The 18,236-nt window shown below is 67.0% G+C and carries 14 protein-coding genes; 4 read left to right on the top strand and 10 right to left on the bottom strand.

What is annotated here, in order from left to right; genetic code table 11:
- Positions 1-18 precede the first annotated feature (18 nt).
- Positions 19-549, bottom strand: coding sequence for a MarR family winged helix-turn-helix transcriptional regulator (locus tag ULB03_RS13220; protein WP_322483555.1), 531 nt, complete (start codon positions 547-549; stop codon positions 19-21).
- Between the two features lie 298 nt (positions 550-847).
- Between ULB03_RS13220 and ULB03_RS13215 the strand changes: the two genes are divergently transcribed.
- Entirely contained in the window at positions 848-1,666 is an 819-nt protein-coding gene (locus ULB03_RS13215) for an SDR family NAD(P)-dependent oxidoreductase (protein WP_322483554.1), read from the top strand.
- 4 nt (positions 1,667-1,670) lie between these two features.
- Here ULB03_RS13215 and ULB03_RS13210 read toward each other — a convergent pair whose 3' ends face one another.
- The 8 genes from ULB03_RS13210 to ULB03_RS13175 form a co-directional block, all read right to left on the bottom strand.
- Entirely contained in the window at positions 1,671-3,128 is a 1,458-nt protein-coding gene (locus tag ULB03_RS13210) for an esterase/lipase family protein (RefSeq protein ID WP_322483553.1), read from the bottom strand.
- A 75-nt stretch (positions 3,129-3,203) separates the two neighbouring features.
- Complete coding sequence (locus ULB03_RS13205; protein ID WP_322483552.1) at positions 3,204-3,539, bottom strand: MoaF-related domain-containing protein; 336 nt, start codon at positions 3,537-3,539, stop codon at positions 3,204-3,206.
- Between the two features lie 134 nt (positions 3,540-3,673).
- Positions 3,674-5,983 carry a TonB-dependent receptor gene (locus ULB03_RS13200; RefSeq protein ID WP_322483551.1) on the bottom strand — a complete coding sequence of 770 codons (2,310 nt, stop codon included), beginning with the start codon at positions 5,981-5,983 and terminating at the stop codon, positions 3,674-3,676.
- Positions 5,984-6,291: 308 nt separating this feature from the next.
- A complete protein-coding gene (locus ULB03_RS13195) occupies positions 6,292-8,625 on the bottom strand; it encodes a TonB-dependent receptor (protein ID WP_322483550.1) in 2,334 nt (777 codons plus the stop codon).
- Positions 8,626-8,836: 211 nt separating this feature from the next.
- A complete protein-coding gene (locus ULB03_RS13190) occupies positions 8,837-10,540 on the bottom strand; it encodes an RNA-directed DNA polymerase (RefSeq protein ID WP_322483549.1) in 1,704 nt (567 codons plus the stop codon).
- A gap of 219 nt (positions 10,541-10,759) precedes the next feature.
- The gene (locus ULB03_RS13185) at positions 10,760-11,662 is read right to left on the bottom strand and encodes a LysR family transcriptional regulator (protein ID WP_322483548.1); all 903 of its coding nucleotides are present in this window, start codon (positions 11,660-11,662) and stop codon (positions 10,760-10,762) included.
- A gap of 176 nt (positions 11,663-11,838) precedes the next feature.
- On the bottom strand, positions 11,839-12,465 hold the full coding sequence (locus tag ULB03_RS13180) for a hypothetical protein (RefSeq protein ID WP_322483547.1): 627 nt from the start codon (positions 12,463-12,465) through the stop codon (positions 11,839-11,841).
- Positions 12,466-12,571: 106 nt separating this feature from the next.
- On the bottom strand, positions 12,572-13,825 hold the full coding sequence (locus ULB03_RS13175; protein WP_322483546.1) for a citrate synthase family protein: 1,254 nt from the start codon (positions 13,823-13,825) through the stop codon (positions 12,572-12,574).
- Positions 13,826-13,939: 114 nt separating this feature from the next.
- Between ULB03_RS13175 and ULB03_RS13170 the strand changes: the two genes are divergently transcribed.
- The 3 genes from ULB03_RS13170 (at position 13,940) to ULB03_RS13160 (ending at position 17,690) form a co-directional block, all read left to right on the top strand.
- Complete coding sequence (locus tag ULB03_RS13170) at positions 13,940-15,382, top strand: CoA transferase (protein ID WP_322483545.1); 1,443 nt, start codon at positions 13,940-13,942, stop codon at positions 15,380-15,382.
- A gap of 116 nt (positions 15,383-15,498) precedes the next feature.
- Positions 15,499-16,110 (top strand): hypothetical protein, encoded by a 612-nt coding sequence (locus tag ULB03_RS13165; RefSeq protein WP_322483544.1) that lies wholly within the window; start codon positions 15,499-15,501, stop codon positions 16,108-16,110.
- A gap of 26 nt (positions 16,111-16,136) precedes the next feature.
- Entirely contained in the window at positions 16,137-17,690 is a 1,554-nt protein-coding gene (locus ULB03_RS13160; RefSeq protein WP_322483543.1) for a PepSY-associated TM helix domain-containing protein, read from the top strand.
- On the opposite strand, the gene ULB03_RS13155 is transcribed toward ULB03_RS13160, so the two are convergent.
- Positions 17,687-18,133: an acyl-CoA thioesterase gene (locus ULB03_RS13155; RefSeq protein ID WP_322483542.1), complete on the bottom strand. Its 447-nt coding sequence runs from the start codon at positions 18,131-18,133 to the stop codon at positions 17,687-17,689. The two genes, ULB03_RS13160 and ULB03_RS13155, sit on opposite strands and share 4 nt — an antisense overlap.
- Between the last annotated feature and the right edge of the window lie 103 nt (positions 18,134-18,236).

Raw genomic sequence — 18,236 nt, 5'->3', positions numbered from 1 at the left:
CATTGAAAGAGGTTTTAGCTATTCCCCCCGCTTGAACGCCGCGGCGAATTCCTCCGACGCCACGATGGCCAGGGCGCGGCGTAGGGCGGCGGACTCCTGCGCGCCGAACAGGGCGTCGAAGCGGCTTTGGGCCACGTGCCACAACGCCTGGCCCTCCGCCTGCTTGGCCTCGCCCTTCTCGGTCAGGCGGGCGCGCTTGACGCGGCGGTCGCGGGCGTCGGGCACCAACTCGACATAGCCGTCGCGGACCAGCGGCTTCAGGGTGTGGCCCAGGGCGGAGAGATCCATGACCATGGCGGCGGCCAGGTTCTGCAGCGTGCCGGCGGCGGGGTCGGACGCGGCGGCCGCCAGCTTCAGGTGGGTCAGCAGGCTGTGCTGGGTGGGCATCAGGCCGGCCGGCGCCGTCACGTCGCCATAGAGCTGGCCCAGGCGGCGGGCGGCGCGGCGCACCGCCGTATTGGTGCAATAGTCCCAGCCCCAGCGGTCCGATTGACCGTTATCCGATGCCGGCGCCGGTGGCGTGGATGCTGTGAGGGCGGGCTCATCCAATTCCATCATCCTTTCAAGACTGCCGTTTCCAAGACCGGCGGGCCGGTCTCCGTCATCCGACATCGCGACAGGGCCAGAATAGGCGCCCCCGGCGGCAGAGGCCATTTCCACCATCGCGGGGCTAACACGCCATAGGGGCCAACCGTCCCCGCGCCGGTGCCCGACCTGCGATGCTCCCGGCGCGGAGCTCGGCCCCCGCAAGCCTGATTGACTTGCATGATAATAGTGGCATATACCAGTTTTGTGATCAACGACGCCGACGGCGCCCCGCTTCCACATTTCTCCAGAGGAAAATCCCATGAGCACGTCTTCCAAGGGCACCGCCCTTGTCACCGGCGCCTCTTCCGGCATCGGCGCCACCTATGCCGACCGGCTGGCCCGCCGGGGTTATGACCTGATCCTGGTGGCGCGCAACCAGGACCGGCTGAACGAGGCCGCCGCCCGCTTGCGGGCCGAGGCCGGTGTCGCGGTCGAGGTCCTGCCGGCCGACCTGTCCCAGCAGGCCGATGTGGAGAAGGTGGAGCAGCGCCTGCGCGCCGACGCCGCCATCACCCTGCTGGTGAACAACGCCGGCCTGGGACCCAAGGAGGGCTCGCTGGGCAGCGACATCGCCTATCACGACAGCATGATCGCCGTGAACGTCACGGCGGTGAACCGCCTGGCCATCGCCGCCACCGACGCCTTCGCCGCCAAGGGGGCGGAAGGCAAAGGGGCCGGCACCGTGGTCAACGTCGCCTCCGTCGTCGCCCTGATCCCGGAGATGTTCAGCGCCACCTACGCCGCCACCAAGGCCTTCGTCCTGGCGCTGACCCAGTCGCTGCAGGCCGAGACCGCCAAGGCCGGCAAGGCCGTGAAGTTCCAGGCCGTGCTGCCCGGCCTGACGCGGACGGAGATTTTCGACCGCGTGGGCAAGTCCTTCGACGACCTGGACCAGACCATGGTCATGGAGGTGGGGGAGATGGTGGACGCGGCGCTGGCCGGCCTGGACCAGGGCGAGTTGATCACCATCCCCTCGCTGCCCGACCCGGCGGATTTCGACGCGGTGAGCAAGGCCCGCTACGCCCTGGGCCCCAACCTGTCGCGCAACCACGCCGCCAGCCGCTATAAGGCGGGTTGATCTCTCAAGGCGTGTCGACGTCCGTCCCACGGGGCTTGCGGTCCCTCAAGTCTTCCACGGGGGCCGTTACGGGGGCCAGGCGGAAGACGGCCCGGTCGACGTGGCGCTTCAGCACCACGTCGACGTAGGTCGTCTGATTGGGCCGCAGGGCCATGGCCAGGCTGGCGCCGTCGGTGTGGAACTCCACCGGGTCATAGCCGACGAAACCGCCGTCGGCGGCCGGCCGCGCCTGGACGCGCAGGCCGAACCGTTCATCCGGCAACCGCGCCATGACGTCGTAATCCAGGTAGTAGACCAGGCAGTTGGGGGAGACGCTGTTGCGCTGCCGGTCCACGAAAAAGCCCTCCGGCAGGTCGTCCGGGCTGTAGTCCGGGCCGCCCAGCAGATAGAGGTCGAAATCGTCCACCGCGTCGCCCTGGTCATCCCGGATACGGAAGACCAGTTGGCTGTGGCGCTGGCCCTCATGCGGCTTGTCCCGGGCCACGGCCTGCTGGGTGGCGTCGGTCAATTGGGCCAGCGCCGCCGCGCACGCCGCGTAGGCCGCCGGGCTGTCGATCCGCAGACAGCGCAGGATCTCCGCCACCACCGGCTTGGCGGCCGCGTTCTGGGGTGTGACGCTGCCCATGATGCCCAGGCGGTCGCCGGAATGGCTGGCGTCGGGAATGACGCCGAAGGCCAGGGCTTGCCGAGGGGCGCGGGGCCCACCATCGGGGCTGAGCACGGCGGCCGCCCGGCCGTCGAAATGCGGGTGCGGGTTGGTCACCTGCGCCGCCGTTTCCACCAGGGTCAGGAACAGGCTGTTCAGGTTGGCCCCGGCCACGCGCACCACCCCGTCCGACCCTTCCTCCGCCAGGTAGGAATTGAGGAAGTCGTAGAAGTGGCCGTCGATGGCCTGGCCCGTGAGCACGACGGGGTAGAGGTCCACGGCCAGGGGATCGTATTCCAGCCAGCGGCCGTTCAGGCGCCACTGGTCGGCGCTGCCCAGGGCCAGCCAGTCCAGGATGCGTTCCCCCGGTTCCACGCCGTTGAAGAAGGCCTTGATGCGGCCCACCCGCTGCTTGCCCAGGGTGGCGAGGGGGGAGCCATGGTTGGCGGGCGCCAGCATGACCAGGTGGCGCAGCGGCGGCCGCCGCAGGCCGGCCTCGCCGTCATACAGCCGGCTCAGCCATTCCCGCACCACCGGGCCGCCGGTGGAATGGGTGACGCAGGAGAAGTCGGGCAGGGGCGTCCCCGCCGGGGCGCCGGGCAGCAGCGTGTCGCGCAGGGCCTGGTCGAAGGCCCGCACCACGTCGGCCATGGTGAGGGCGTCGTGGAAGCTGACGTAGCTGCCCAGGTGGATGTGCGCCACCGTCAGGGTCAGGCCGGGCGCCGTCAGCGCCGCCTGCCGCACCAGGGCGTCCGGCAGGCCGCCATAGGTGGCGGTGCTGGTGACGCTCCAGCCATGCACGAAAACCAGGATCATGGGCCCCCCGACTTGCCCCTCGGCGCTATACCAGCATGCAGCATAGCCGGGTGACGTCTGGTGCGCAGCAGGAGGTCAGCACGTCCCCACCGGCCCCGGCACCTGGACGAAGGTGCCGTGGTCCTGGACGAAGGTCAGGTCGGGGTTGGTGATGTTGGTGACGATGGTGTGGCGGGCATAGTCCTCGACATGCACCACCGTGGTCTTGTCGGCCTCTTGCCAGGTCACGAGGAACTGGTCGTCGCGCAGTTCCTCCACCTTTATGGTCACGGTTTCCGACTGACCCCGGCTGCCGTCCGGCCCGATGACGGTGTAGGTCAGCGACGTGATCGAGGTGAAGTGCAACTCGACCCGGAAGGTGGTGAAGGTCACCAGGTAATAGTGGCCGACGGCGGGGAAGGGCGTGGGCATGGGACGTCTCCGTGAAAGGATGGCGCCCGGGGTGGGTTATCCCCGGGCGCATCTCATCCTAGCAGGAACGTCCACGCCGACATGCAACCATAAGGGGTTTATCCCTTTGGGTTGGAAGCGCCTTACGTGTGTCGTCAGTACGCCACCCGCACCCGCACGCCATAGAGGCGCGGCGGCCGGATGCTTTCGGTGTTGTAGCCGGCGCCCAGGGCCTGCACGGGCTGATAGCCCATGTTGACCACGGCCTGGTTCTCCACGTTGTTGACGTAGCCGGTCAGGCTCCACCACGCATGCTGCGGGGTGTAGGTCAGGCGCAGGTTGGTGGTGTGATAGCCGCCCTGCACCTGCTTGGCCAGGTAGTCATAGGCGGTGTGGTAGGAGGAGGAGAGGTAGACATCCGCCGCCGCCGTCACCGTGCCGTTGCCGTCCAGGCGGAAATCATGCTGATAGCCCAGCGTGGCGGTCCAGCGCGGGGCGTTGACCGCCGGCTTGCCGGAGCAATCCACCGCCCAGATCCGGGCGGCGCCGACGGGCTTGGGCACCGCCACGGCGGTGGCGTTGGTGTAGGCGCAACCGACCGCCGGCGCCAGGCCCAGGGCGCTATAGTAGCGGTAGTGAAAGTCGTCGTAGGCGGTGTCCAGGTACTGGCCGCTGGCGGTCAGCAGGTCGTCCGCCGTCACCTGCCACCGGCCGTCCAGCGCCAGGCCGCGCATGTGCGCCCGGCCGGCGTTCTGCGTCACCGACAGGGCGGCGTAGGGCGCCAGGGCGATGCCGGTCAGCACCGGGGCGGTGTAATTGATCTGCTGGTCGCGATACTCGTAATCGAACGCCTCCAGGTTCACCTGGGCCTTGCCGTCCAGCAGGCTGTTCTTCAGGCCCACGGTGTAGGCCGTCAGATGCTCCGGGTCATACTGGTCGCGCTGGCTGACGGGGGCGGAGAAGAAGCCCCCCGCCTTGTAGCCGGTGGCGATGGTGGCATACAGCAGCGAACCGGGGGCCAGGTCGTAATCCGCCCCCGCCTTCCAGCTGGTACCGTTCCAGTCGTGCCGGTCGTCGCGGCGCAGCAAGGTGGGTGGGGCGGCGGAGAAGGTGTTGCTGCCGAACAGGATGTCCTGCGTCTTCTCCTCATGCGACAGGCGGCCGCCCGCGGTCAGGCGCAGGTCGGGAACCACGGCATAGGTGAGCTGGCCATAGACGGATTCGGATTCCGTCGTCAGGTCGCCCTTGCCGATGGCGTGCTGGATGAAGCTGTTGAAGTTCTGGTCGGCGTACAGGTTCTCATCGAAATAGCTGGCCCCGCCCACCCAGCTCAGCGGCCCCTGGCCGTTGGAGGTCAGGCGCGCGTCCACCGAGGTGGAGCGCGACCGCGACGTCAGGCGGAAGGCGCTGGGGACGTAGGTCAGATAATCCTCGTCCATGCCGCGATAGGCCGGCGTCAGCGTCAGGGTGGCGAAGCTGAAGTCCTTGGTGATGTCGGTCTTCAGGCCCCAGCCCTTGTCGTCGATGAAGCCGTCGTTCTTGGCGTTGCCGATGAGCGGGCTGAGCCGGGCCACCGGCGGCAGGGCCGCGTAATAGGCCTTCACCGCCGCCGGGTCGGACGGGCCCACCCACGGGTTGTCGCTGTTCACGAAGGGGTACTGCACCTCCGCGTCGCCCTTGCCGCCCCGGTGGGCGTAGTCGGCGGCGAAGCGGATGTGCCAGTCGTCCGCCGGCTCCAGCGCCACCTGCACGCGGCCGGCCTGGCTCTGGTCGTCGTCATAACCGTCAGAGAGATAGCCCTTGCGGTCCACCACCTGGGCGGCCACGCGCAGGGCCGCCTTGTCCGACAGCGGCACGTTCAGCGCGCCCTCGCCCTTGCGCAGGTTGTAGTTGCCGAACTCCAGCGAGGCGTGGCCCGAGGTTTCGCCCAGCACCGGCACCTCCGGCACGATGTTCAGCACGCCGGCGGAGGCGTTGCGGCCGTACAGCGTGCCCTGGGGGCCGGGCAGCAGCTCCAGCCGCCGCAGGTCATAGAAGGCCAGGCTGGCGCCGGCCGGGCGGGGGACATAGACGCCGTCCAGGTTGAAGGCGACCGCCGGCTCGGAATAGCTGGTGGAGATGAAGCTGCCGATGCCGCGCACGTAGAGCTGCGGCGTGCCGCCCGCCGCCGGCGACACCACCAGGGCCGGCAGCACGCGGGTCAGGTCGGCGGTGTTGGTCAGGCTGTTGGCCGCCAGGCTGGCGCCGGTCACGGCTTGCACGGCCACGGGGGCGGACTGCAGCGTCTGCGCCCGCTGTTCCGCCGTCACCACGATGTCGTCCAGCGTGCCATCCGTGCCGGTGTCGGCCGCATCCGGGGCGGCCCCGGACGCGGTGCCAGACCCGGCTTGGGCGGCGGGGGCGTGAAGGGCGGCGGCCAGAAAAAGGGTGGCCATGGCCGTCGCCGGCCGAAACAGTTTGGTCATGTATGTGTCCCCAACGCATGGCAGCTGTTGGCCGGACCGGTCGGGTCCAGGGCGCCACTTGGGGGCGCCATTCCGTGCCTATGCAGACAGCGTCAGGAGACAGAAAATGACCCGATGGCGCAATGAAATAATAATCAGATTTGATTAGAATTGATTGGTGATACCGTAAAACCACACAACGCAAGACGCCGCCCCCACGTGTTGCGCGGGGGCGGTGCCGGTATTGCAATCTTTATTGGTGAGAATTGTCAGGGTTACTGGCCGCCCCCCTTTCAGGAAAGGGCGGCCATGACGATGCCGCATCCGCCTCAATAGTGGACGGTGGCGCGCACGCCGTAGGTGCGCGGCGGCCGGATGTTGGCGTAGTTCAGGCCGTTGCCGAAGGCCTGGTTGGGCTGGTAGCTGGTGTTGACCACCGCCTGGTTTTCCACATTGTTGACATAGCCGGTGACGGACCAGCGGTCGTCGGCGGCGTTATAGGTCAGGCGCAGGTTGGTCATGTGATAGCCACCCTGCACCTGTTCCGCCAGGTAGTCATAGGCGGTGTAGTAGGAGGCGGAGAGGTAGACATCCGCCGCCGCCGTCAGGCCGGAGCCGTCAGCGAAGCGGAACTCATGCTCATAACCCAGGTTGGCCGTCCAGCGCGGGGCGTTGGTGCCGGGCTTGCCGCTGCAATTCACCGCATAGATGGTGGAGGGGGCCACCGGCGCCGGGTTGACCCCCGTCGCCACGCTGGAGGGGCAGCCGACCGAGGGCGGGGCGCCGAAGTTGGAGAAGTAGTTGTAGGTGAAGCTGGTGTAACGGCTGTCGATATACTGCACGTTGGCGGTCAGCAGGTCCTGCGCCGTGGCTTTCCACCGCCCCTCCACCTCGAAACCGCGGATGCGCGACCGGCCCACGTTCTGCGTCACGAAGACGGGGGCGTAGGGGAAGCTGGACACCCCGGTCAGCGACGGCGCCAGATAGCTGATCTGCTGGTCGCGGTATTCATAGTCGAAGGCCTCGACGTTCACCTGCACCTGGTTGTCCCAGAAGCGGTTCTTCAGGCCGACGCTGTAGGCCGTCAGATGCTCCGGATTATAGGTGTCGGGCCCGGCGCTGGCGAAGAAGCCGCCGGCCTTGAAGCCGGTGCCGATGTTGGCGTAGAGCAGCGATTGCGGCGCCACGTCGTAATCCACGCCCACCTTCCAGGTGGCGGCGTTCCAGATGCGGTCGTCGGCGCGGCCGCTCAGCGCCGGTTTCACCGGGCTGAAGGTGGCGGTGCCGAACTGGCTGTCCTGCGTCTTCTCCTCATGGGTGAAGCGGCCGCCGGTGGTCAGGCGCAGGCTGTCGGTCAGCGCGTAGGTCAGCTGGCCGAAGGCCGCCGTCGTCTCGTCCGTCAGCTTGCTGTTGATCACCGTTTCCTGCACCCAGTGGTCATAGTCCTGGTTGGCCGTCACATCCTCGGTGAAGTAATAGACGCCGGCCAGCCAGGTCAGCGGCCCGCCGCCGCTGGACGCCAGCCGCGCCTCCACCGATTTCTGCGCGCTGTCGCTTTCCACCCGGAAGGCGGACGGGATGTAGGACAGGTAGTCCTCATGCACCTCGCGATAGGCCGGGATGACGGTCAGGGTGGCGAAGCTGAAATCGTGGCTGATCTCGGCGTGCGTGCCCCAGAACTGGTCGTCGATGAAGCCGTTGGTCTTGGCGTTCTCGATCAGCGGGCTGTGGGCGGAGGCCGCCGGCAGGCCGGCGTAATAGGCGGCGACCTCGCGGGGATCGGACGGGCCGACCCAGGGGTTGTCGGGGTCGGCGTAGGGGTACTGCACCTGGCCGGAGCCCTTGCCGCCCCGGTGGTAATAGTCGCCGGACAGGCGCACCCGCCAATCCTCCGTCGGCTCCAGCAGCAGTTGCAGGCGCCCGGCCTGGCCCTGGTCGTCGTTATAGCCGTCGGTCAGGTAGCCCTTGCGGTCGATGACCATGCCGGAGGCGCGCAGCGCCACCTTGTCGCTCAGCGGCACGTTCACATAGGCGTCGCCCTTGCGCAGGTTGTAATTGCCGATGTCCAGCGTGGCGGCGGCCGACAGCGCGTCCAGCTTCGGCGTCTCCGGCAGCACGTTCACGGCCCCGCCCGAGGCGTTGCGGCCGTACAGCGTGCCCTGCGGGCCCTTCAGCACCTCCACCCGCTGGATGTCGTAGAAGAAGCCGTTGGCCCCGGCGGGGCGGGAGATGTAGATGCCGTCCAGGTTCACCGCCACCGACTGCTCGGCATATTGGTTGGAGGCGAAGGTGCCGATGCCGCGCACATAGACCTGCGGCACGCCGCCGGCCGCCGGCGCGATCACCACCGAGGGCACGCTGCGCGTCAGGTCCGACACATCGGCCACGCCCGCGTCCTTCAGCGCCGCCCCGCCCAGGGCCGACACGGCGATGGGCGCGTTCTGCAGGCTCTGCTCCCGCCGCTCGGCGGTGACGACGATATCCTCAAGCTGGCTGGTTTCCGCCGCCGGGACGGCGCCCTTGGCGCCGGCCGCCGCCGGGGCGGGTGGGACGGAGGCCGGCTGGGCGCTTTGCGCCAAGGCGGTGGAGGCGAAGGCCGCGCCCATGGCAGGCGTCAGCAAAAGGGCGACGGCAGCCGTCGCCGGACGCACGATCCGGTGCATATATGGTCACTCCCTGCGCGGCCTCTATGGCCAGCCCGCAGCCCCCACGGCGAAAGCCGTGCTCTTCCAAGGGACTAAAGGCCGGGGCGCCGGTTCCCGGGCGCCTGCTGTGCCGCTACAGGCAAAGGTAGATCGCAACAATGCATTCATCAAATCGATAGGCTGGATACGCGGTATCGGGGAGGGTGATGGTCGGGTATTATGTCTGCTTTTAGATTACCTTTAATCTCTTTGCTATGCTCTTGTAATACGTATCTTTGAACGCAAGGCCATTATTAAATTTTAATTCTATTAACTGATTTTTATCTGCGTTGGTATTTAGTAGTGCAGATAATAGGCAAATAAATTTAGCATGGGTTATTCCAGTTCCTCGCGAGTGGTTTGGTGATTTAAGAAATCTGAACATGGATTTAAATTTATCTTTATCTCTCATGAGGGAAATGTGGAATTTATACGTCTCCCTTACGCCAGAATTTAGGGTGCTGTTGAGTAATTCCTTAAAGTTATTTTCTTCTTTTGATTTCAAAAAAATAGGCAAAAATGATGCGGCCAACCTTCCAAGATTTTCGTGCGGTATCCAGATGTCGCTATTTTCTGAAAGCGTTTTTAATAATTCCTCTGTGGTTCCATATTTAGATTGGAGCCATAGTTTGGAATACAGTCCGTAATAACTTTTTGGGTTCATGCTCAATATGATGTCATTTATTTGCGGATGGCTATGTCGGGTTCTAACTTGTGTTTCTACAAGATGATTAGCCATTTCAACCATAGCAGCATCATCAACAAGAAGTTTTGATTGTAAGCATCGAGCTAGTGCTTTAGAAATTGATGGTGTAAGTGGGGTTTTGCGGATAAAGTTATAGATACTAACACGAACAGACGGTCTGTTTTTTACAATATTTTCTATAACATTTGAATCAATTTTGACACCTGTTTGTGCTGCTAGTGTTATCCAGCGCTTGAGGACTTTTTCTCCATTTCCATCGTCGAATTCACCGGTGCGAATTCCCTTATGGATGCGGCGACTTATTAGTATTTTTTGGCGATCTATAGACTTATTTGATTTGATTCTATTTTCGATACTAGTTTTAACGGTATCTATTCTGAAATTTTCATAAATACGAAAATGCTTCACAGCATCAGATTTATTAAGTATTTTTGTTTTTCCGCTATTTAGCCGAATCTGCTTCGTTTGCAATACGAGATCTATTTCCATTAATGCTTTTCTTGCGTCGGCAATAGTGTCTACTCCTACATCGATGTCGTCCATATATCGAACAAAATCCCCGCCAAAGCTTTTGTCAAGGAAAGAATCAAGTTCATAAAGAAAGCAATGAGCGAGAAGGCGTGGCGCGTCTAAATTAATTTGCGGGAGCCCGATCTCAATTTTCGGAGTATAATCTGGTTGCCATAAAAGATTATTTAATACATATATTAGCATATCCAAAACGCATTCGTCGACGCCCGTTATCGGTGATAGGGCATTTCTTAGATGTGTATATGATATGCTATCATAATAGTTAGATATATCTGTAACGACAATGAAGTTTCTGGTTTTTGAGAATTTAAAAAGATTCTTTTGAAAATTTACCCAAGCCGTAAACATGCCGTATTCGACTGGTTCTGAAGAAAATTTATGGTCTTTCGGCTCGAAGAATGATTTTTTTGTAGGGGATTTGTCCTTGATTTCTTTATAAAAAGCATCTGATAGGCATTGTAATACAATGCAATCTCTAACGGACGGGATAACAAGCTGCCTGCAGAGGCCCTTGCTTTTTTCGACAAGTATTCTTTGGGGTCTCTGGGGGGTATAATCTCCTGATAATATTATTTGTGAGAGTTTTTGGCATTCTGTCTTGGAATCGATGTGGAAATCGAAATTCTCGATACCATCGTTAATAAATTGCTCCTTCATCGAAATTCTGACTTTTTTTAACCACGTTCTCTCAATGTTTATTGGCGAGAAAATAGTGCTTAGTTTATTGGCGCGAATATCAAATCGAGGAGATCGCATAGGGGCCTACAGAAACAGATGGTATTAAATATATACGTCCTTTCAAGGTCGTTTGGCAATGTTGTAAGATTGCTGATTGTAGCGAAACTATCAGACCTTATTTGGCTTATACGCCCGCCCTCACTCCGCCACGCACTCCCGCAAATACCCCCGCAGCCAGATCAGCCCCGGGTCGCGGTCGAACTGGTAGTGCCACTGCATCATCTCGGTCAGCACCGGGAAGTCGATGGGGGCGGGGAGGACGCGCAGGGGCAGGTGCTGGGCGTAGAGGCGGGCCAGGCGGGTGTGCATGGTGCTGATCATGTCCGTCTCCACCAGGATGGCGGCGACGGAGGAGAAGTCGGGGGCCACGGCGCCGATGGTGCGGGCGTAGCTGTAGCGTTCCATGAACCATTGCTCGAACGCCGGGGTGCGCTTGCCGCCGATGATCACCACCACGTGCGCCAGTTCCAGATAGCGCTCGAACGTCAGGCTGTCGCCCACGTCCGGGTTGTCGCGCCAGACGACGCAGCTGTGCGTCTCCTCGAACAGGATTTCCTTGGGCTGCTCGTTGGTGAGGTAGGCGTCGGGGGAGATGATCAGGTCCACGTCGCCCCGGTTCAGGCGGTCGTGGATGTCGTCGCCCACCAGGCTGATCTCCAGCCGCAGGCCCGGCGCCTCGCGCCGCATGCGGCGGACGGCGCGGGACAGCACCACCTCCGTCACATAGTCCGACGCCACCACGCGGAACACGCGCTGGGCCGTGGCGGGGTCGAAGGTGGGGCGCGCCTCGATGGTGGTCTGCACCCGGATCAGGATGTCGCGCACCGGCTCCACCAGGGCGAGCGCCAGCGGCGTGGGCACCATGGTGCGGCCCACCATCACCATGATCTCATCATCGAAGTAATCGCGCAGGCGGGCCAGCGCCCCGCTCATGGCGGATTGGCTGAGGTGCAGGCGATGGGCGGCGCGCGAGACGTTGCGTTCCTCCAGCAGCACGTCCAGCGCCACCAGCAGGTTGAGGTCGAAACGGCGGAAGCGCATGGCGTCCATCCTCCCTGTTTTATTGTTCGAGGCGATACCTCGCCCCGTTTTGGTACGCCAGAACCGATAGCTCGGCCAGCCTTTTGCCGGCCCGGCCGTAGCGTATTTAGCGATGGGGGTATATCGGCGCCATCGATAGCTCGCCCCGCTTGCGCCGGGCACGCGCCGCGCTCGCGTCAGCCCAGGGCGAGGGCGGAGCCGGTGAAGGGCACGGCCAGGGTGTAGCCGGCGGGGGCCGGCGTCACCGGCGTGGCGGCGGCGGTGCCGAACTGGGTGACGCCGGCGCCGATGTGCGCCGCCAGGTCATGGCGGCCGCCGGCGAAATCGAACGGAACGCTGGCGGTCAGCCGGGCGGAGAAGACGTTGGTCGCCAGCAGCGGGGTTTCCGCCGCTGGGCTTACCACCCCTGGACTCCCCGCCGCTGGACTCCCCGCCGCCACGGTGGTGCCCACCACCAGGCTGGTGCGGCGGAAGGTGGCGATGCACTCCCCGCAGGCGAAGGTGGCCGGGTCGTCGAAGGTGGCGGCCGGCCGGCGCTGCAGGAACAGGGCGAAGCCGCCCACCGGGTCCAGCCCCAGCGACAGGGCGCCGTTGGTCGCCGCGCCCGCCCGGAACGGCTGGGCCGCGAAGGTGAAGTGGGCCGTCGTCTCGCTGGGTGCGGCGTGCCCTTCCCCGGCGAACAGCGGCACGCCGGGGAAGGGCAGGTGCAGGAAATAGCCATAGTCGGCCAGCGTGCCGTCGGCGGCCTTGTAGAAACGGCCGGTGACGTACCAGGCCAGCTCGGCGGGCATCAAAGCGGACATCGCGGGCGATCCTCTCATGGGTCACTACCCGTATACCGTGTATCGCCCGCCGCCGCAGCCTCGGCGCCCGGCATATCGCTTTGGCCCAGGCGCGCCGCTGTCGGGGTCACGGCTTGGGCGCCGGCCCTGGTCCAGTGTAAAGCGGCCCAGTGTAAAGCGCGCGGGGGCGGATGAGCTGGGCGTCCGCCCGCTGCTCCAGCGCGTGCGCGATCCAGCCGACGGAGCGGCCCAGGGCGAACAGGCCGAAGGCCGTGCCCGGCGGCAGGCGCAGGTGGCGGCGCAGCGCCACCAGGGCGGTGTCGATCACCGGCGGCTGGCCCACCAGGCGCTGCGTCTGCTCCATCACCACGGCCCAGGCCGGGCGCTGGGGCAGGATGCGGGCCAGCAGGGCGGCGGCGCGCGGGTCGCCCGCCGGGTACAGCGGATGACCATAGCCGGGGATGTCCTCCCCCCGCGCCAGGCGCTGGCGCAGGCGGCCGGCGGTGTCGCCATCGGCGCCCACCTCATCCCACAGCGCCTCCACCCGCGCGGTCAGGCCGCCATGGCGCGGGCCCCCCAGGGCCGCCAGCCCGCCCAGCACCGCCGCCCGCAAGCTGGCGCCGGTGGAGGCGACGCAACGCGCGGTGAAGTTGGAGGCGTTCAGCTCATGGTCGGCGCACAGCACCAGGGCCATGCGCACCAGCTCCGCCCCCTCCTTGTCCAGCCCCCACGCCTTGGCGCACTGCCGGTGGATGGGGGCGGCGTCCGGCGCCGTGCCCAGCAGGCAGGCGGTCAGCAGCCGCACCAGCGCCGCCGCCCCCTGGGCCAGGCGGCCGGGCGCCCGCTGCCAGATGGCGGTGTCGGAATCGTCGCTGGCCAGGGCCAGCAGGGGCAGCAGCGTCTCCTCCGCCCGGCGGCCGTGGAAGGCGGCGCGCGCGGCGGCGAAGGCTGGCGCCGGGGTGGGAGCGGGCCCCGCGAAGGCGTCGGCCGGGGCCGTCCCTCCGGCCGGGACCTGCCACAGCAGTCCCGCCACCTCCTCCACGCTGGCGCGGGCAGCCAGGTCCAGGGCGTCGTGGCCGCGGTAGTACAGCCGGCCGTCCTGGATCAGGGTGATGGCCGATTCCAGCACCGGCAGGCCCCAGTCCAGCGTCGCCTTGGCGATCTCCTTGGGCCGGCGGCCGCGGATGCGGGTCAGCGCCAGGCGCTCGACCTCCGCCGCCAGGTAGCGGCTGCCCCGGCCATCGCCCGCCGGCTGGGCCCGCAGCAGCCCCCGGCTGACATAGGCGTACAGGGTGGGGCGGGAGATGCCGAGCCGGGTGGCGGCCTGGGCGGCGGTCAGCAGCTCGCCTGTCCGCCCATCAGCTGTAAACAGGTCGGCCATGGCGGGTCTCCTGGTTGATTATCTTGGTCAACGTTGATCGAGTTAAACAACGTTGACGATAAATGTCACCGGTTCATCGTTGGGGCGTTCCTGACCCTGAGGGAGACGCCAGCCATGACCACCCGTGAGAGCCCGCCGCCGGACCGGCGCTTCCTGGAAACCCTGTGGCACGCCCTGGGCGGCGACCCGGCCGCCCTGGACCGCGTGACCTTCACCGGCGCCGGCGGCCTGCCTGCCGTCTACCCCGTCACCGACCTGGCCGTGGCCTCGGTGGCCGCCGCCGGGTTGGCCTTGGCAGGGCTGATGGGGGCAGGGCTGATGGGGGCCGGGCTGATGGGGGCCGGGCTGACGGGGGCTGACACCGTCGTGGCCGACCGCCGCCTGGCCTCGGTCTGGTTCGGCTACGCCCTGCGGCCCCAGGGCTGGGAACTGCCGCCCGTCTGGGACGCGGTGGCCGGGGACTACCTGGCCGCCGACGGCTGGATCCGCCTGCACACCAACGCCCCGCACCACCGTGCCGCCGCCCTGGCCGTGCTATCCGTGCCGGCGGAGCGCGCCGCCGTGGCCCGCGCCGTCGCCGCCTGGTCGGCCACGGCGCTTGAAACCGCCGTGGTGGCGGCCGGTGGCTGCGCCGCGGCCATGCGCGACGCCGCCGCCTGGGCGGCGCACCCGCAGGGCCGGGCCGTGGCGGCCGCGCCGCTGCTCAGCCTGGATGAGGCGGGGCAGGGGGCCAGCCAGGGGGCGGCGGAAGGCAGGGCCCGCTGGCGCCCCGATCCGGCGCGGCCCTTGGCCGGCGTCAAGGTGCTGGACCTGACGCGGGTGCTGGCCGGCCCCACCGCCACCCGCTTCCTGGCCGGGTGCGGCGCCCAGGTGCTGCGCATCGACCCGCCGGATTGGGAGGAGCCGGCCCTGGCGCCGGACATGACCCTGGGCAAGCGCTGCGCCCGCCTGAACCTGCGCGACGCCGGCGACCTGGCGACCTTCCGCCGGCTGCTGGCCCAGGCGGATGTGCTGGTCCACGGCTACCGCCCCGACGCCCTGGCCGGCCTGGGCCTGGACGCGGACAGCCGCCGTGCGCTCAACCCCGGCCTGGTGGACATCTGCCTGGACGCCTATGGCTGGACGGGGCCCTGGGCCGGCCGGCGCGGCTTCGACAGCCTGGTGCAGATGAGCTGCGGCATCGCCGACGCCGGCATGCGCCTGCTGGGCCGCGACCGGCCCACGCCCCTGCCGGTGCAGGCGCTGGACCATGCCACCGGCTATATCCTGGCGGCCATGGCCCTGCGCGGCCTGGCCCACCGGCGCGATACCGGGCGCGGCGTGGTGGGCCGCACCTCCCTGGCCGCCACCGCCCGCCTGCTGATGGAGGGCGGGGCGGGCAGGGGTGACGCGCCGCCCCTGGCACCGGAGACCGACGCCGATTTCAACCCGGTCCCGGAGCGCACCGTCTGGGGCCCCGCCCGCCGCCTGCGGCCGCCGGTGGCCGTGGCCGGGACGCCCCTGGCCTGGGACCTTCCAGCCTCCCCCCTGGGCAGTGCGGCGGCGGACTGGGGCTGAGGTTGGGTGTTGCAATTGCGAATTACTCTTATCTATAGTGCCGGACGCTAGGGGGCGGCGGCCGGGGGGATGATCGGCCGGGAGCCCGCGACACGCTTTGGGATATGGGCGACGGCATGACGGCGACGATGGGCTTTTTGGGGGGCTTGGCCCTGACGGTGCTGGGCATCGTCCTGCTGCGGCGGGTGTGGGCCTCGGCCACGGCGCCGCGCTGGCACACCCTGCCGGGCTGGGGCCTGATCCTGGCCGGCTTCGCCGGCTGGCTGGCCGTGGCGGATGCCGACAAGGCCATCGCCATCGGCCTGCTGGCCTTCTCCCTGGCGGGCGTCGCCGTGCTGGTGGCCGGTCGCGACCGCCGCCGCCGCCCGCACCGCGCGCCCAAGACGCCCTCTGCCAAGACGCCCGCCGCTAAATCATCCAAAGCCCATGATCCCACGGCCCCGGCGACGGGTGGCCGGGCCTGGGTCACGGCCCTGCGCGGCACGGCCCGCGTCCTGCTGGCCGGCCCCTTGGCCGCCGCGATCGGCCTGTCCCTGGCCGCGCTGGTCGCGGTGCGGGGCGGCGGGCTGGAGGGCGACCGGCTGGTGGCCGGCGGCTTCGTCGGGCCCATCGCCTGGGGCATCGCCATGACCTGGGCGCTGACCGACGCGCGGCTGGCCAGGGTGGGTCTGCTGCTGCCCCTGACGGCCGGTGCCGCCGTGGCGGCCGCCTGGCTGGCCCGCGCCTGAAACAGATAGGGCAAAAGATAGGGGACATGATCATGCTGAAGCGCTTCGCCGCCCGCGTCCTGGCCCGCCGCGCCCAACCGCTTGCCAAGAGCGGCCTCGTGCAGTCCGCGCTGGCCGGCCACTCGGCCCTGGGCCTGGCCCTGGGCGCGCTGATCTACATCGTCTGCCTCAGCGGCGCCGTGGCCGTCTTCGCCGACGACCTCGGCCGGTGGGAATGGGCCGCCACCCCGGAATCCGCCAGCGTGGCGCCAGAGGCGGTGGACAGGGCCATGGCGGCGGGCCTGGCCCGCGCCGCGGAAACGGCCGGCGGGGTGGATAAGGTCAGCGTGCTCTATACCCTGCTGCCCCGTCCGGACTGGCCGCACATGGCGGTGCGCGCCTACACCGCGGCGGGGGAGGTCACCTGGCAGGCGGACGCCAATGGCGTGCTGGCCGACGCCCCGTCCGACAAATGGACCGACGTCATCGGCGACGTGCATCTGGGCCTGACCTTGCCCGGCCTGTGGGGTGGGCTGGTGGTGGGCACCGTCGGCATCGCCCTGATGTCGCTGCTGTTCTCCGGCATCCTGGCTCATCCGCGCATTTTCCGCGACGCCTTCGCCCTGCGCCTGACGGGCGGGCGGCGGCTCGGGTTGGCCGACCTGCACAATCGCCTCAGCGTCTGGGGCCTGCCCTTCCACCTGGCACTCAGCATCACCGGCACGCTGTTCGCCCTGGCCAGCCTGATGGTGGTGGCCATCGCCCAGGTGGGCTATCACGGAAATCTCGCCCGCGCCTCCGCCCCCTTGCGGGGGCCGGCGGTGGTGGCGGACGCCGCCACCCAGCCGCTGCCACCCATCGCCCTGCTGCAGGCCCAGGTGGCCGATCCCACGCCGGGTGCCGCCCGCATATCCCGCTTTTATTACGTCGAGCGGCCGGGCACCCGGGGGCAGCGCGTGCTGCTGGACATGACCCACCGCGACGGCCTGACCCAGGGCGACCGCTTCTATTTCGATGGCGAGGGCAAATTCCTGGCCCCCGCCGGTTTCCTGGACGGTTCCGTCGGCCTGCGCATCTATGGCGCCTCGCTGGCCCTGCACTGCGCCACCTTCGGTGGCCTGGCGGTGCGCCTGGCCTATGGCGTGCTGGGCCTGGCGCTGGCCATCGTCTCCGCCACCGGCTTTTCCATCTTCCTGGCGCGGCGGCGCGACCGGGGCCGGCCGCTGCCGGGGCTGGAACGCGCCTGGGCCGGCGTCACCTGGGGCGTGCCCGTGGCCATGGTCCTGTCCGCCGCCTGCACCCTGGTGCCCGCCTGGGCGCGGGAGCCGGTCTACATCGGCGCCTTCTGGCTGCCGGTGGCGGCCCTGCCGCTGCTCAGCCTGCTGGTGCCCAGCGGGGCGGGAGTATCCCGCCTGCTGCGCCGGGTGCTGGGCGGGGCGTTGCTGTTGCTGGCCGTCGCGCACCTGGCCAGGCACGGCCTGGGCCTGCCCGGTGCTGCCTTGGTGGTGGATCTGATGCTGGCCGGGGCCGGTGCCGGCTTCATCGCCAGTACGGGCATCATCGGGCGCCGCGCGGCGGCACCAGCCGCCGTCACGCCTTAGGCCGGGTCGGCCCCGCTCACCACCATGGTGCGCAGGACGGCGGCGACATCCTCGGGAATGGGGGTGGGGCGGCGGGTGGCGTTGTCGACATAGACATGGACATAGTGGCCGGCGGCCGCCGGCGCATCCTCATCATTGCGGAACAGCGCCAACTCATAGCGTACGCTGCTGCGGCCCATGTGCGCCACCCGCACGCCCACCGTCACCCGGTCCGGGAAGGTGATGGGGGCGAAGTAGCGGCACTGCGTCTCCACCACCAGGGCGATGGCCGTGCCCTTCTCCGGCGCCAGCACGCCCTTCTCGATCATGTGCTGGTTCACCGCCGTGTCGAAGTAGCTGTAATAGACCACGTTGTTGACATGGCCATAGGCGTCGTTGTCGGCCCAGCGGGTGGTGATGGGCTGGAAGTGGCGATAGTCGGCGCGGCTTTCAGGGGTGCTCATGGGCTTCCTGGAGACAACGGGGTGGACGTCTCCAGGAAATACCCGCGAAGACGGCGACGGCGCCACCGGTTTCGGCGCCACCGGTTTCCCTGGGGCGCCGTTC

The sequence above is a fragment of the Nitrospirillum goiasense genome, from assembly GCF_034427435.1.
In the GTDB taxonomy this organism is placed as follows: Bacteria; Pseudomonadota; Alphaproteobacteria; order Azospirillales; family Azospirillaceae; genus Nitrospirillum.
Note: the sequence above shows the minus strand (reverse complement) of the source record. Positions and strands in the feature narration are given on the sequence as shown.

What these genes read in the sequence shown, in the direction of transcription:
- ULB03_RS13165 (WP_322483544.1), top strand. Translation starts at nt 15,499, where the DNA reads ATGACGGCGACGATGGGCTTTTTGGGGGGCTTGGCCCTGACGGTGCTG.
- ULB03_RS13155 (WP_322483542.1), bottom strand. Translation starts at nt 18,133, where the DNA reads ATGAGCACCCCTGAAAGCCGCGCCGACTATCGCCACTTCCAGCCCATC.
- ULB03_RS13215 (WP_322483554.1), top strand. Translation starts at nt 848, where the DNA reads ATGAGCACGTCTTCCAAGGGCACCGCCCTTGTCACCGGCGCCTCTTCC.
- ULB03_RS13205 (WP_322483552.1), bottom strand. Translation starts at nt 3,539, where the DNA reads ATGCCCACGCCCTTCCCCGCCGTCGGCCACTATTACCTGGTGACCTTC.
- ULB03_RS13190 (WP_322483549.1), bottom strand. Translation starts at nt 10,540, where the DNA reads ATGAAGGAGCAATTTATTAACGATGGTATCGAGAATTTCGATTTCCAC.
- ULB03_RS13195 (WP_322483550.1), bottom strand. Translation starts at nt 8,625, where the DNA reads ATGCACCGGATCGTGCGTCCGGCGACGGCTGCCGTCGCCCTTTTGCTG.
- ULB03_RS13185 (WP_322483548.1), bottom strand. Translation starts at nt 11,662, where the DNA reads ATGCGCTTCCGCCGTTTCGACCTCAACCTGCTGGTGGCGCTGGACGTG.
- ULB03_RS13170 (WP_322483545.1), top strand. Translation starts at nt 13,940, where the DNA reads ATGACCACCCGTGAGAGCCCGCCGCCGGACCGGCGCTTCCTGGAAACC.
- ULB03_RS13160 (WP_322483543.1), top strand. Translation starts at nt 16,137, where the DNA reads ATGATCATGCTGAAGCGCTTCGCCGCCCGCGTCCTGGCCCGCCGCGCC.
- ULB03_RS13180 (WP_322483547.1), bottom strand. Translation starts at nt 12,465, where the DNA reads ATGTCCGCTTTGATGCCCGCCGAGCTGGCCTGGTACGTCACCGGCCGT.
- ULB03_RS13210 (WP_322483553.1), bottom strand. Translation starts at nt 3,128, where the DNA reads ATGATCCTGGTTTTCGTGCATGGCTGGAGCGTCACCAGCACCGCCACC.
- ULB03_RS13175 (WP_322483546.1), bottom strand. Translation starts at nt 13,825, where the DNA reads ATGGCCGACCTGTTTACAGCTGATGGGCGGACAGGCGAGCTGCTGACC.
- ULB03_RS13200 (WP_322483551.1), bottom strand. Translation starts at nt 5,983, where the DNA reads ATGACCAAACTGTTTCGGCCGGCGACGGCCATGGCCACCCTTTTTCTG.